The sequence below is a fragment of the Mammaliicoccus sp. N-M50 genome, assembly GCF_022386995.1.
GTDB classification, from domain to species: domain Bacteria; phylum Bacillota; class Bacilli; order Staphylococcales; family Staphylococcaceae; genus Mammaliicoccus; species Mammaliicoccus sciuri_A.
Genome location: NZ_JAJNJA010000003.1, coordinates 260,997 through 274,991, shown reverse-complemented (window position 1 = coordinate 274,991; position 13,995 = coordinate 260,997). Strand labels below are relative to the sequence as shown.

13 protein-coding genes and 1 riboswitch are annotated in these 13,995 nt (G+C 31.9%); of the genes, 12 read left to right on the top strand and 1 reads right to left on the bottom strand.

Features of this window, described 5'->3' with window-relative positions:
- Positions 1–569: 569 nt before the first annotated feature.
- The 4 genes from LQ622_RS07075 (at position 570) to LQ622_RS07060 (ending at position 4,715) form a co-directional block, all read left to right on the top strand.
- On the top strand, positions 570–2,291 hold the full coding sequence (locus LQ622_RS07075) for an ABC transporter ATP-binding protein (RefSeq protein ID WP_126477845.1): 1,722 nt from the start codon (positions 570–572) through the stop codon (positions 2,289–2,291).
- Between the two features lie 124 nt (positions 2,292–2,415).
- Positions 2,416–2,796: an RrF2 family transcriptional regulator gene (locus tag LQ622_RS07070; RefSeq protein WP_037589324.1), complete on the top strand. Its 381-nt coding sequence runs from the start codon at positions 2,416–2,418 to the stop codon at positions 2,794–2,796.
- Positions 2,797–2,866: 70 nt separating this feature from the next.
- Positions 2,867–3,757 carry an NAD(P)/FAD-dependent oxidoreductase gene (locus tag LQ622_RS07065; RefSeq protein ID WP_239762134.1) on the top strand — a complete coding sequence of 297 codons (891 nt, stop codon included), beginning with the start codon at positions 2,867–2,869 and terminating at the stop codon, positions 3,755–3,757.
- 109 nt (positions 3,758–3,866) lie between these two features.
- Positions 3,867–4,715 carry a patatin-like phospholipase family protein gene (locus tag LQ622_RS07060; RefSeq protein WP_239774850.1) on the top strand — a complete coding sequence of 283 codons (849 nt, stop codon included), beginning with the start codon at positions 3,867–3,869 and terminating at the stop codon, positions 4,713–4,715.
- A 456-nt stretch (positions 4,716–5,171) separates the two neighbouring features.
- Here the strand turns inward: LQ622_RS07060 and LQ622_RS07055 are convergent, their stop codons facing one another.
- Positions 5,172–5,390: a hypothetical protein gene (locus LQ622_RS07055; protein WP_037589321.1), complete on the bottom strand. Its 219-nt coding sequence runs from the start codon at positions 5,388–5,390 to the stop codon at positions 5,172–5,174.
- Between the two features lie 74 nt (positions 5,391–5,464).
- A riboswitch (SAM riboswitch) is annotated at positions 5,465–5,564 on the bottom strand.
- A gap of 131 nt (positions 5,565–5,695) precedes the next feature.
- Between LQ622_RS07055 and LQ622_RS07050 the strand changes: the two genes are divergently transcribed.
- The 8 genes from LQ622_RS07050 (at position 5,696) to LQ622_RS07015 (ending at position 13,834) form a co-directional block, all read left to right on the top strand.
- On the top strand, positions 5,696–6,325 hold the full coding sequence (locus LQ622_RS07050) for a PepSY domain-containing protein (protein ID WP_239762137.1): 630 nt from the start codon (positions 5,696–5,698) through the stop codon (positions 6,323–6,325).
- 237 nt (positions 6,326–6,562) lie between these two features.
- The gene (gene efeO / locus LQ622_RS07045; protein WP_037589373.1) at positions 6,563–7,423 is read left to right on the top strand and encodes an iron uptake system protein EfeO; all 861 of its coding nucleotides are present in this window, start codon (positions 6,563–6,565) and stop codon (positions 7,421–7,423) included.
- Positions 7,424–7,429: 6 nt separating this feature from the next.
- Positions 7,430–8,668 (top strand): iron uptake transporter deferrochelatase/peroxidase subunit, encoded by a 1,239-nt coding sequence (efeB, locus tag LQ622_RS07040; RefSeq protein WP_037589319.1) that lies wholly within the window; start codon positions 7,430–7,432, stop codon positions 8,666–8,668.
- The gene (locus LQ622_RS07035; protein WP_239774848.1) at positions 8,643–10,340 is read left to right on the top strand and encodes an FTR1 family iron permease; all 1,698 of its coding nucleotides are present in this window, start codon (positions 8,643–8,645) and stop codon (positions 10,338–10,340) included. The genes efeB and LQ622_RS07035 overlap by 26 nt, the downstream gene beginning before the upstream one ends.
- A gap of 190 nt (positions 10,341–10,530) precedes the next feature.
- Complete coding sequence (locus LQ622_RS07030; RefSeq protein ID WP_239774846.1) at positions 10,531–11,391, top strand: ABC transporter ATP-binding protein; 861 nt, start codon at positions 10,531–10,533, stop codon at positions 11,389–11,391.
- A gap of 6 nt (positions 11,392–11,397) precedes the next feature.
- Positions 11,398–12,129, top strand: a complete 732-nt coding sequence (locus LQ622_RS07025; RefSeq protein WP_239774844.1) for an ABC transporter permease — start codon at positions 11,398–11,400, stop codon at positions 12,127–12,129.
- Complete coding sequence (locus LQ622_RS07020) at positions 12,129–13,235, top strand: sensor histidine kinase (protein ID WP_239774842.1); 1,107 nt, start codon at positions 12,129–12,131, stop codon at positions 13,233–13,235. The genes LQ622_RS07025 and LQ622_RS07020 overlap by 1 nt, the downstream gene beginning before the upstream one ends.
- Positions 13,232–13,834, top strand: a complete 603-nt coding sequence (locus tag LQ622_RS07015) for a response regulator transcription factor (RefSeq protein WP_191836276.1) — start codon at positions 13,232–13,234, stop codon at positions 13,832–13,834. Before LQ622_RS07020 ends, LQ622_RS07015 begins: the two co-directional genes overlap by 4 nt.
- Positions 13,835–13,995 lie beyond the last annotated feature (161 nt).

The window sequence follows — 13,995 nt, the reverse complement described above, 5'->3', positions numbered from 1 at the left end:
CTCTTTCCTTTTTGTATTGGGTAATTTCTGGACCGATAAAAAAATTTACCGGTCCATAAACGAGAAATATGGACCGATAAAATAAATTATCGACCCGAAAACAGGATTTACAGGCCGATAAATAAAAATATCGACCCGAAAATGGGATTTACAGGCCGATAAAAAAATTTATCGACCCGAAAACAGGATTTGCAGGCCGATAAATAAAAATAACGACCCGAAAACGAGATTTACAGGCCGATAAAATAAATTATCGACCCGAAAACAGGATTTACAGGCCGATAAAATAAATTATCGACCCGAAAACAGGATTTGCAGGCCGATAAAAATAATTATCGACCCGAAAACGAGATTTACAGGCCGATAAAATAAATTATCGACCCGAAAACAGGATTTGCAGGCCGATAAAATAAATTATCGACCCGAAAATCCACCACGCCACGCACCATTTCATCATCCATTTTATTTCGGATACAAAAACAATTTTAAATAAATTCTTAAAAAGTGCAGAAAAAATATAATTCTATAGTATAATTAAATTTGGTCGTAATTTATTTAGGAGGTCCGTTATGAAAGAATTCTTCCAATATTATAAACCCTATAAAGGATTGTTTTTCTTAGATTTTGGTTCGGCTGTTTTCGTAGGTATTCTCGAATTGGTGTTTCCACTTATTACAAGTATATTTATAGATCAGCTATTGCCAACTAAGAATTGGAGTTGGATTGTGATTTTTGTTTTTCTTTTATTATTCATATACGTTGTTGAATCTGTATTGAAATTCATCGTGACGTATTGGGGGCATAAACTGGGGACTAATATTGAAAGAGATATTCGTAATGAGCTTTATGAGCATATTCAAAAAATGAATTTTGGATTCTTTGATAACCAAAAATCAGGTAAAATCATTGGACGATTAACGAACGATTTAATGGATATTGGAGAAGTTGCTCACCATGGACCTGAAGATGTCTTTGTAGCTGTGATGACGCTTGTCGGTTCATTTGTCATTATGTTGACGATCGATGTGAAACTCGCGCTAATTACGTTCTGTGTTGTACCGATTATTTTTGTATTGACGATTTACTTTAATCAAAAGATGTCAGGTGCTTTTAAGAACTTATTTAGCAATGTTTCGAGATTTAATGAGCTTATTGCTGATAATGTTGGTGGTATGCGTCTTGTACAAGCATTTACAAATGAAGGTCACGAATTAGCAAGATTTAAAAAGGTCAATGATAATTTTAGAGCGACAAAATTAAAAGCATATTCTTATATGTCTTGGAACTTGTCGATTAGTCATATTGCTCAAAAATTAACGTTAATCTTTGTACTGATTTTAGGAAGTTATTTTGTATTAAATGGAGCATTGTCATATGGTGGATTTGTAGCATTTATTATGATTACAAATCTATTATTTAAACCGTTAGAGTCAATTAATATGGTTATTGAACTGTTTCCTAAAGGTATTGCTGGGTTCAAAAATTTCAAAGAAATCGTAAATATGGAACCAGAAATTAAAGATAATGACGATGCTATCGAATTTATAGATGAACCAGATACAATTGAATATGAAAATGTATCATTCAAATATTCAGAGAAATTAATCTTAAATCAGCTATCTATCAAAATTGAACAAGGTGAAAAAGTAGCACTAGTAGGACCGAGTGGGGGAGGTAAAACGACAATTTGTTCGTTATTACCAAGGTTCTATGATCCGTTACAAGGTAAGATTAAAATCAATAATCGAGACATTAAATCTTATAAGTTGGAATCATTAAGAAAACAAATTGGTGTTGTACAACAAGATGTATTTCTTTTCGGTGGAACATTAAGAGATAATATTATTTATGGTAATTTAAATGCAACGGAAGAAGAAATTAATTACGCAGTTGACCAAGCACAATTAAGAACGTTTGTAGATGAATTGCCAGAAGGTTTAGATACTGTTGTTGGGGAACGCGGTACAAAACTATCTGGTGGACAAAAGCAACGTATTTCAATTGCGAGAATGTTCTTGAAGAATCCGCCAATTATTATTCTTGATGAAGCTACGAGTGCTTTAGATGTTGAAACTGAAAATAAAATACAATCAGCATTTAAAAATTTATCACGTGGTCGAACATCACTGATTATTGCGCATAGATTGAGTACGATTAGACATGTCGATAGAATTGTATATATCGAACAAGGTCAAATACAAGAAATGGGCAGTCATGATGAACTCATGGATAAAGGCGGTAAATACAAAGATTTATACATGTCACAATTTGAACAAATTGATGAATTTTAACATAATGCTAGAGATCTTTTTGAAGAAAAAGGTCTCTTCATTTTTATATTTTGAGCTAAATAATAGACTTTCTGTTTAAAGTTGTTATTATAGAGTGGTAATATCTATGATTAAGAGGTGTAACATGAAGATTTCTAAAGGATCAGACTATGGGCTGCATGCATTGGCATATTTAATTGCTAAAAGAGACCAACAGCCCATCAATGTTAAAAGTTTATCTGAAACGTTAAATGTATCTGTAACATATTTATCTAAAATATTAACGCAATTAGTAAAGGCAAACGTCATAAAATCTGCATCTGGTGCTAAAGGTGGTTATTACTTAGTTAATAATTGGGAAGACATAACTGTCTATGATATTATTACTGCAATTGATGGTCATCAAAGTACACTTGAAGATAGCTTTGATCACGGTCCAGAATGTAAGATACAAGCGATATTAACTTCAGCTGAAGATGAAATGACGCAAGCTTTGAAAAATAAAACTTTAAAAGATTTAATGTAAGTTAAATCTTTTTTTATCTATCAATTATAGATATTACGACTCTATAATAGTTGTGAAAGGTGGAAATACCATGTTTGATTGTATCGTAATAGGTGGAGGGCCAGCAGGATTAGCGAGTGCACTCACGTTAGGAAGAGCTTTAAAAAAGACATTAGTGATAGACAATAATAATGCGAGAAATAAAGTGACACAGCATTCACATGCATTTTTAACACAAGACGGTGTAAGACCTGAAGAATTGAGAGCTAAAGCAGAACACGATGTAGATCAATATGATGATGTAACACGTATTAATGACACGGTGTTAAACATATTGAAAGAAGAGCATAACTTTATTGTTGAAACAGCCAATCAACAATATAAAGCTAAAAAAATTATGGTATGTACAGGATTGCGAGAAACATTACCAGAAATTGAAGGTTTAAAAGAAAGTTACGGCAAATCTGTCTTTTATTGTCCATGGTGTGATGGATATGAATTGAGACATCAACCATTACTTGTAGCTGTTCAACCTGAACATGTGAAACATATGGCGATGCTGATTAACAATTGGACAGACGATATTGTTATAAGTAGTCGTGATTTTTCATTATTAACTGAAGAAGATAAAGCGTTTATTGAAAGTAAACAGATCACATTAGTGGAAAGCGAAGTAGCTGAATTTAAACATCATGAAGGACAAATTAATGAAGTAATCTTTAAAAATGGTGAACGTATCAATAGAAGCGGTGCAATTATTGGTGTGAAGTGGGATACTGATTTTGAATTTTTAAAAGCGCTCAATATTGAAAGAGAAGACAACGGAAAAATAAAAATTAATGAGTTAGGTGAATCATCTATACCAGGGTTATTTGTAGCAGGAGAAAGTAAAGATTTCATGGCATCTCAACTAATAGACGCAGCAGCAAATGGGAATCAAATCGCAAAATTTGTAGCAATGCAAATCATTATGGAATCATAATAAAAGAAAGGTGAAATAAATGATAATTTCGCAAAATAGCGTTATAGTTACCATTGACTAAAGCTTTGCGTAGTAAAAAGCATTTTATAAATGGATGGAGATGTATCAAATGATTCAAGAAAAAGCACTTGTGTTAGGTGGGGAAGGTATAACAGGTATTGCTTGGGAATCTGGTGTTCTAGCAGGACTAATGGATTCAGGGATACTTGTAAACCACGCCGATAAAATATTAGGGAGTTCGGCCGGATCATATGTGGGTTCTATTTTAGCTAACGGGCAAAATATGAAGCGTTATTATGAGGATCTTGCTATTAATCATGATGCTGCAGATAATGCGCAATTGGATCCAGCATTATTTGAATTATGGCGTGATGCATTTGTGCAAGGAAAAACAGACGAACGTGTTATCGGACAAAAGCTTGGAGATATTATTCATACAAATCCTTCAAAAGTTTCACACGATGAACGAGCACATTCTGTCCGTCAAAGAATAGGTGATGTAGATTGGACAGAACAACTTGAAATTACAGCTATCAATGCAGAAACCGGAGAACTTACAGTATTTAATAAAAAGACTGGTATAAGTTTAACAGAAGCGGTTATGGCAAGTGGAGCAGTACCTGGTATTTGGCCACATGTTGATTTTCAAGGTGTTTCTTGGATTGATGGCGGTATGATTTCGTCAACAAATGCGAAACTAATGACTGATTATCAAGATATTATTGTTTTAGCGCCACTTGATCAAAAGCAAGGTTTAGTACCTTCAGTGTATGAAGAAGTTGAAAGCCTCAAAGAACACAGCAACGTTATATTAATAACGCCTGATCAGAAAAGCAAAGATATTATAGGAACCAATATTTATTCAGCAGAACATATTAAAGAAATAGGTGACGCTGGATATGAACAAGGCATAACAATTGGACGCGAATCTATAGAAGATGCGAAGAATTGGAAATAAAATTGAAAAACATGAGACAAACTGAACTTAAATTTAAAAGTTCAGTTTGTTTTTTTATTTAAATGATTACCTCCTAAAACTTGCAAATTAACACTATTGAAAATAATAGAATTTATCTTATAATTGATAATAGTTATCAATTAGAGAAAGGGGTATTAATTCTGAAGGCGTTTTTGTATTTTATATATTTTATGGTTGTATTTTTTATTTTGAATTATCTGATTGATTTACTAATTTTCAAAGATAATGAGGTATTAAAAAATATAATTTCTGCTTTTATTTATGCAGTACTTATGACACTACTTTTTAATGTGTCAGACAAAGGGAAGAAAAAATAAACTAGATATGAACAAAATCGTAGATTATAAAAAATAACACCTCATTTATACTGAATAAATCAGTAGAATGAGGTGTTATTTAATTTGAGTTAGGAATTAAGTCCTAGACTCGTTATGCTTATTTTTTAGTTATTTTAATATTAATTTCAAAGTCACCAAATTGAACATTGTGGTGTTCAGAATCTGAAGTTGGTTGTAGTATTGTGTTCTCGACTCTGCATAATTCTTGGATTAAAGCGTTCTTCTTCTGGGTCTTAGCTATTGAACCTGAAAAGCTTTTTGGTGGATTTGCCTTTAATTCTAATAGTTCTGATAAAATATCGTCTCTTGTTCTCATATTTATTGCCTCCTAATTTGATAGTTACAATAAAACAGCTCATCTTAAGATTAAGAAGAGCTGTTTAGAGAATCTTCTTATCTTTCAAGTTAAACTTGTTGGATTTAGCACAGTACATACGCCTGTTGCTGAGGTTTCATCGGGCCAATTCCCTCCGCCTACTCTTAATAAGACTACGAGCTATTTTATTGTTTCTTAATCATAACGAATTAATTGTATTTTGTCTAATTTTAAAAATCTAAATGTTTAAAAATTTTGAGATGGTCTATATATTAACTGAATATGAAGCATAGGAGGAATAGATTATGAAGTATAAAATGCTTTCTTTATTATTGTCAGCAGGTATCGTGTTAGCAGCATGTGGAAATGGTGACGATGATAACAATGATAAAAAAGATAATCAAAATGATGAAAAAACAGAACAAACAACTAAAGAAAATAGTAACGACGATCAAAATACAGATGATGATCAATCTTCTGACAAAGCAACTGAAAATACAGTGAAATGGGATGACGTTAAAGTCTCTCCAGAAGATGCTGTAAAAGCTGCACAAAAAGAATCAAAAGGTGAACTGAAAGATTTATCGTTTGAAAAAGAAACAGGCGAGTGGAGTTATAAAGTAGAATTAGTTGATGGAACAAATGAAAATAAAGTGTTGATAAATGCAGATGATAAATCTGTTACGAATGTTGAAAAAGAACAAGAAGATAGCGATGATAATGATCAAACATTCAAATTATCAGATGTCGCTAAATTTGAACATGCACTTAAAGTAGCACAAGACAAAGCTAAAGGTGATATTAAAGAATGGTCACTAAGTGAAGATAATGGCAAACTTGTTTATTCTATTGAGTTAAAAGAAGGTAATAAAGAATCAACAGAATTTACAATTGATGCTAAGTCTAAAGAAATTCTAGAACAAGAAACAGATTAATTTTTTATAGAACATAGGATAATTCGTTTTATCCTATGTTTTTTTATGTTCGTTGAGTGATTATCATTCTCAATTAGTAATTAAGTAGAAGTCTGAAAAATTTCATTACATAAACACTATAGGTACAGTCTTGTATTTGTATTTTTGATGAATTCTATAAAATTTTTATTGACTATTACACATTATAGGCATAAATTAAAGATGATAATGATAATCAATTAGATGGGGAGTGTTATGATGAAAAAGTTAGCAACAACTTTATTAGCAAGTACTTTAATTTTAACAGCGTGTGGGAATAGCGCTGATAAGAAAGAAAATGAAGATAAAAAAGAAACAAAGGAAACGAAAAAGTCTGAAAAAGCGGATTTCTCAAAAGAAACAAAAGCTTATAAAGATTTTACAACTGAACAATTAGATAAATTCTTAGCGGATACTGAAAAATTCGTTGAAGCGGTTAAAGCAGACGATATCGAAAAAGCGAAAGAAATTTATCCTACAGCTCGTATGTACTACGAAAGATCTGAGCCAGTTGCTGAAAGTTTCGGTGATTTAGATCCGAAAATTGATGCACGTTTAGCAGATATGAAAGAAGAAAATAAAGAAGACGAATGGTCAGGTTACCACAAAATTGAAAAAGCATTATGGGAAGATAATACAACTAAAGATATGGCACCAGTTGCTGATCAATTATTAAAAGACACTAAAGAGTTACGTGCAAAAGTAGATACAGTAGATGTTACACCTAAATTAATGTTACAAGGTTCAATCGACTTATTAAATGAAGTATCTAGCTCAAAAATTACAGGTGAAGAAGAAATTTATTCACACACAGATTTATATGACTTTAAAGCAAACATCGAAGGTGCAGAAAAAATCTTTGAAATATTTAAAGATAAAGTAGCAGATAAAGATAAAAAACTTGCTGATACAACTCAAGAAAGATTTGATAATGTTAATAAATTATTAGATCAATATAAGACTAAAGATGGTGGATATGAAGACTATACGAAACTATCTAAAGATGAAACGAAAAAACTTTCTGAAGCTGTTGATAAATTAGGAGAATCTTTAAGTCAAATGGCTGTTATTACGGAGTGATGATTGATGTCTAATAAAGAAAATCATATAGCTAGAAGGGATTTTCTAAAACTCGCTGGTGTTGGTGGTGCGGGATTACTGATAGGCTCTACTGGTGTAGGCGGTACTTTTCTAGCATCTCAATACTTTGCTAAAGATAAAACAGGCGTAAAAAATAAAATCAATTTCTATGGTAAATATCAGTCTGGCATCACGACAGAACAACAAAAACATATTTACTTTGTCGTTCTGAGCATTAATAAAATGTCAATTTCAGATGTTAAAGAAATGTTTAAAGTATGGACAAATTATAGTGTTCATTTAATGAATGGTGAATATGTAAAAGAGCTTGGTAAAAACAAAATGTTACCAAGTCCAGATACAGGGGAGACGATTGGCTTAGACGCCAGTCGTCTGTCTCTTACTTTTGGTATAAGTCCTTCATTCTTTGAGAAAGTTGGATTGAAAAAGCATAAACCAGATTTATTAAAAGATTTACCGCATTTTCCTAAAGATCAAATTGATGAAGACTATTCAGGTGGAGACATTTGTATTCAAGCATGCTCAGATGATCCGCAAGTTAATTTTCATGCCATTAGAAACTTAATTAGAGTGGCTAAAGGTGAAGTTTCAATGAAGTGGAGCCAAGCTGGATTTAACTCATTTGAAGAAAAAGATGGTAAGAAAGAAACGCCTAGAAATTTATTCTCTTTTAAAGATGGAACAGGTAATCCTAATGTCCAAAATAAAAGTGATTTGAATGAATACGTCTTTATACAAGATGGTTGGGCTAAAAATGGTTCATATTTAGTCGCAAGAAGAATTCAAATGTTGTTAGAAACATGGGATAGAACGGCTTTAGGTGAACAAGAAGCCACATTTGGTAGATACCGTCATTCTGGTGCGCCAATTGGTAAAGAAAAAGAATTTGATACATTTGACCCTGATATTAAAGATAAAAATGGCGAGAACTTGATAGAAAAAGAATCACATGTCAGTTTAGCAAAAGCATCTAAAACAAATTTATTAAGAAGATCTTTTTCATATTCAGATGGTATAAACGCAAATACAGGTGCTTTTGATGCAGGATTACTCTTCCTAGCATTTCAAAAATCACCTGAACAATTTATTAAAATCCAAAGTAAAATGGGTGCTATTGATAAATTAAATGAATATATTACACATCGAGGTTCAGGTATTTTTCTATGTTTACCAGGTGTCCAAGAAGGAGGATATTTAGGTGAAACGTTATTCAATCGTATTTAGTTTAGTCGCAATACTATTTATGCTACTATCTTTGACTGCTAAAGCAGAAACAAGCTTAAGCGATATTTATATTAGTGTGACAGATGCTAAATCGGCGATACAAGATAAAGACGAAAAGGCATTCGACAAGCATTTCAAAGAGATTAAAGATAATTGGCAAAGTACGAATAAAAAAGACCATAAACTTGTGAAAAAAATAGATCAAGATATCGAAAAAGTTGAAAAAACAACGTCTCAAAAAGATAGAGAAAGTGCGTTAAATACACTGACTTCTGATTTAATTGATTATGAAAAAGTATTAAATCCTGTTGATAAACAGAAGAAACGAGATCAGTTACAAAATGAAATGCAGCCATTGATTAAAAATATAACAAAGGCGATTTCAGATAAAGATTTTGAAAAAGCAAAAACAATCAACAATCAATTAAATGCGACTTGGACAAAAAATGAAAAAATTGTGCGAGAAGAAGATATTGGCAGATATGGCCAAGTTGAAACTGCATTAATGTTTACAAGAATTGAATTAACGAAAGATAAAGTAGACGCGAATAGTGCACAAATGCAAGTTGATCAATTGAAAAAAGAACTTGATGATTATCATGCAGGAAAAAAATCAGATGCTAAAACAAGTGATCAAGATGTTAACATTTTAAATGAACATTTAGATACTGCGATTAAAAATATAAAAAATGATAATTTAGCTAAATCAAAGCAAGCGTTACAACAATTTATTATTGCATGGCCAAATGTTGAGAGTGAAATTAGCACGAGAAATGGTGCGTTGTACACTAAAATAGAGCAGAAAATTCCTCAATATGCAGGTCAACTTGATGAAGATAATAAAGATGACATTGGTAGCCAGTTAGAAACGCTCAATCAAGAAATTAAATCAACCATTTCTAAGACGAGCTATACATTTTGGGATGCAGCTTTAATCTTATTACGTGAAGGTGTAGAAGCACTGCTCATTATTATGGCGTTGCTTACTGTAACACGTAAATCTGAACAAACAAAAGCATCAAAATGGATTATTACAGGTAGTGTCATCGGTATTGTATTAAGTATTGCGTTAGCTTTCATATTTAAAGCGATATTTGAAAACCTAGGTTCAACAAGAGAATTAACAGAAGGTTTAGTAGGTATTGGATCTGTAATATTAATGATCATCGTAGGTATCTGGTTGCACTCTAAATCAAGTTTAGATTCGTGGCAGAACTTCATCAATAAAAATATGGATAAAGCTATGTCTACAGGAAATATCGTTACTTTTGGGTTAGTCGCTTTCCTATCCGTATTTAGAGAAGGTGCAGAGACGATTATCTTCTATTTAGGTATCGTTGGGAAAATCTCAACATGGTCATTAATATTAGGTATTATCGTCGCATCCATCATACTGGCATTAATCGCAATCTTCTTTAACCAAATTACAAAATGGATACCAATACATCGCTTATTCTTTATCATGTCATTATTCATATTTATATTGGCATTTAAAATATTAGGCGTAAGTATCCATACATTACAAATATTAAACATAGTACCACAACATACAATTAATCACTTACCATTCATAGACTTCATAGGATTTTATCCAACATACGAAACATTGATACCACAATTATCATTAGTCATTTTAGTTGTGAGTTATTATGCAATGAGTAAGAAAAAATAGAGTAATTTAAAACGCTAAGACAAAGCATTTTGTCTTAGCGTTTTTTAGTTTTCGTGGTAATTGATATGATAATATATCGTCTTACATGCCTTTCATGACATTTGTCATATGATATTCGTGACAGTTTGTACTTATAACGGGTGGTGTGATTTTTTATAATATAGATAACTTATAAAGGACGGTGATGATTGTGATTGATGTTCAAAATGTAACGAAAATCTATAATCAGAAAAAAGTTGTGAGTGATGTTTCTTTTCAAATTAATGAGGGTGAATGTACGGCTTTAATTGGTCCAAATGGTGCTGGTAAGTCTACTTTGATTGATATGATTATTGGTGACAGACATCCTAATGACGGGCAAATTATTAGTGATAATCAACAATTAGATAAGAAGCGGATGGGTATTTTGTTTCAAACGACGGCTTTTCCGGATGTGATGAAAGTTAAGGAGTTGTTTTATCTTTTTAAGTCTTTTTATAAAGATACGATTTCAATAGAAACTTTTAAAGAAATTACTCGATTTGATAGTGATAAACTTGAACAATTTGCTGCAAAATTATCTGGTGGCGAACGCAGAATATTGGATTTTACATTATCTATTATTGGGAAACCGGACTTTGTCGTTTTGGATGAGCCGACAAGTGCGATGGATACTGAAATGAGAAAGCATTTCTGGAAAGTGATTGAGGAAATGAAACAAGAAGGTAAAACGATATTTTATACTTCTCATTATATTGAAGAAGTTGAAAGAATGGCTGACCGTGTTGTTGTACTTAATAAAGGTGAGCTTGTTATGGATAGTACACCTAGAGCGATACGTCATAGCGAAAATAAAACGATGATTCAAATTCCTTTATCTAAAAAAGAAGTAGTGAATATTCTTAAAAATGTTTCAGTTGAAGCATCTAAAGATATGCTCATCATTACGACTGAAGATGTAAATCCTGTTATTAAAGCATTTATAGACTATGGCATTGATTTTAATGAGGTAGAAATTATTAAAGAGTCATTGATGGATACGATATTTTCAAAAAATGAAGAAAGGGTTTGATGAGATATGTTATGGGCGTATTTTAAATCTGAATTGTTATTGTTAACTAGAAAAAAATCATATTTAATACTTTCGATTATGTTGCCGTTAGTATTTTATTTAATATTTACAGCGTTATTGGATTTACCTAAAGAATACGAAGCTAAATTTTATAAAGAATATATGTTTAGTATGGCGACGTTCAGTTTAAGTAGTTTCTGTATTATGACATTTCCGTTAGAGATGATAGAAGATAAGAAAATTGGATGGTCTAAAAATTTATTCAAAACACCTTTATCTCCAAGTTATTACTATGCAGGGAAAGTAATGAAACTCATGTGCATGTTTTGTCTAGCCATTATCGCATTATTTTTAACAGGTGCTTTTTATAAAGGTGTTGAAATGTCAGCAGGCGAGTGGATTGGCTCAGGATTGATGTTATGGGCAGGTTCTAGCATGTTTTTATCAATGGGCGTTCTCATATCTCAAATAAAAGATATCCAAAAAGCTAGTGCTATCGCGAATATCATATATTTAGGACTTGCTGTATTGGGTGGACTTTGGTTCCCGACAGATCAGTTTCCAGATTGGCTAAAGCACGTATCATATGCAACACCTACTTATAATTTAAGAGAACTCTCTTTATCTGTGACAACTCAAGGTGGCATACACTTTGTTTCACTTCTTATATTGGCAATTTATTGTATACTGTTTATAAGTATTGCGTTGATTATACGTAAAAAGACGGAAGTGGTTTAATGACATTATTAGAAAGAATTAAAGAGAATCCTATAGGTTCATCAAACTTAATTTATCTCATCTTTCCGATATTGAGTTTAACAGTACTTGGTCATAGAGGACCTTTATGGAGCGGTATATTGGTTACCGCTCTATTTACGATAAGTTACTTAATGATGATTTATGTAGATTTATCTAAAAGGCGCATGCTTAGAAGAATACTATTAACGGTTCATTTTTTAGGTATATTTTATTTTGTAGACTTTTTTAATGCTTCTCACTTATTATTCTTTTTCTATGCAGCTTATATTATTCCATATGTTTTTCAAACTAAAATGAAATCTATCGAAGTATTAATGTATATTGTGTCGTTTATAATCGCTATTTATATTATTGCAGTTGATCATAGAGACTATTTAATTATTATGATACCTATGAGTATTGTCATGATATTTATTATGTTTGGAAATTTTAAAGCGTTAGAATCTGAACAGTTAAAAGAAGAAATTAGAAGTAAAAATGAACATATTAATACGTTAATTGCTGAACAAGAGAGAAATAGAATCGGACAAGATTTACACGATACGTTAGGTCACGTGTTTGCGAGTTTAAGTATTAAATCTGAACTTGCGATGAAATTAGTGGATAAAGATATTGATAAAGCGAAAAAAGAAATGGCGTCTGTGAATGAATTATCTAAAGAAGCACTTGTTAAAGTAAGAGCAATTGTAGATGATTTGAAGTTGCAATCTTTTGAAGAAGAAGTGAAGACGATGGAAACATTGTTAGAAAATGCAAACTTATCGTTTGAATTTAACAATGCTGACAGAGCTCAATCACTCAGTCCAACTCGACAATCAGCACTGTCCATGATTTTGAGAGAAGCGGTTAACAATGTCATTAAGCATGCACAGGCTACAAAAGTAACAGGTGAAATCGTTGAAGAAAATGAACATTTAACATTGGTAATCATAGATGACGGCATAGGTATGAAACACATTGATGAAGATGATTTTAAGAGTATCAAAAATCGTGTTCATGCATTAAATGGCCAACTAAAAGTAAGTAATTTAAATAAAGGATTAAAAATGACGATCACATTGCCTAGAGGGGATGACACATTATGATATCAATTGTTATAGCAGAAGACCAAGAAATGTTACGTAAAGCCATGGTTCAATTGATGGAAATGAATGATGAATTAAATATTTTAGGGGACTTTTCAAATGGAGAAGATGCATTAGAAAGTATTCAAAGTCACGAACCAGATGTCGCGATACTAGATGTCGAAATGCCTAAAATGACAGGATTAGAAGTATTGAAAAAAGTAAAAGATTCAAATTTAAATACGAAAGTCATCATCGTTACAACTTTTAAAAGACCTGGATACTTTGAGAGTGCAGTAGCAAACGATGTTGATGCATACGTATTGAAAGAACGATCAATAGATGAACTTGTCGAAACAATTAAAAATGTGATGGACGGTAAGAAAGAATATAGTGAATCTTTAATGACATCAATGTTTAAAGATCGAAATCCATTAAGTCCGAAAGAACAACTCGTATTGAAAGAAATAGGCAAAGGCTTATCCAGTAAAGAAATATCAAAAGAGTTATATTTATCAGACGGCACAATTAGAAATTATACATCGATAATTATAGATAAATTAGAAGCAGATAACCGGTTTGACGCATGGCAGAAAGCAATCGAAAAAGGATGGATATAGATAGGTGCAAGGGTAGTAGAGGTAAGTAGGGAATTTCTGGACCGATAAAATAAATTACCGGTCCAGAAATGAGAAATATGGACCGATAAATAAAAATATCGACCCGAAAACGGGATTTTCAGGCCGATAAATAAAAATAACGACCCGAAAACGGGATTTTC

Excerpts from the sequence above, each read along its gene's own strand:
- LQ622_RS07060 (WP_239774850.1), top strand. The coding sequence starts at position 3,867 with ATGATTCAAGAAAAAGCACTTGTGTTAGGTGGGGAAGGTATAACAGGT.
- efeB (WP_037589319.1), top strand. The coding sequence starts at position 7,430 with ATGTCTAATAAAGAAAATCATATAGCTAGAAGGGATTTTCTAAAACTC.
- LQ622_RS07020 (WP_239774842.1), top strand. The coding sequence starts at position 12,129 with ATGACATTATTAGAAAGAATTAAAGAGAATCCTATAGGTTCATCAAAC.
- LQ622_RS07055 (WP_037589321.1), bottom strand. The coding sequence starts at position 5,390 with ATGAGAACAAGAGACGATATTTTATCAGAACTATTAGAATTAAAGGCA.
- LQ622_RS07050 (WP_239762137.1), top strand. The coding sequence starts at position 5,696 with ATGAAGTATAAAATGCTTTCTTTATTATTGTCAGCAGGTATCGTGTTA.
- LQ622_RS07015 (WP_191836276.1), top strand. The coding sequence starts at position 13,232 with ATGATATCAATTGTTATAGCAGAAGACCAAGAAATGTTACGTAAAGCC.
- LQ622_RS07070 (WP_037589324.1), top strand. The coding sequence starts at position 2,416 with ATGAAGATTTCTAAAGGATCAGACTATGGGCTGCATGCATTGGCATAT.
- efeO (WP_037589373.1), top strand. The coding sequence starts at position 6,563 with ATGAAAAAGTTAGCAACAACTTTATTAGCAAGTACTTTAATTTTAACA.
- LQ622_RS07025 (WP_239774844.1), top strand. The coding sequence starts at position 11,398 with ATGTTATGGGCGTATTTTAAATCTGAATTGTTATTGTTAACTAGAAAA.
- LQ622_RS07065 (WP_239762134.1), top strand. The coding sequence starts at position 2,867 with ATGTTTGATTGTATCGTAATAGGTGGAGGGCCAGCAGGATTAGCGAGT.
- LQ622_RS07075 (WP_126477845.1), top strand. The coding sequence starts at position 570 with ATGAAAGAATTCTTCCAATATTATAAACCCTATAAAGGATTGTTTTTC.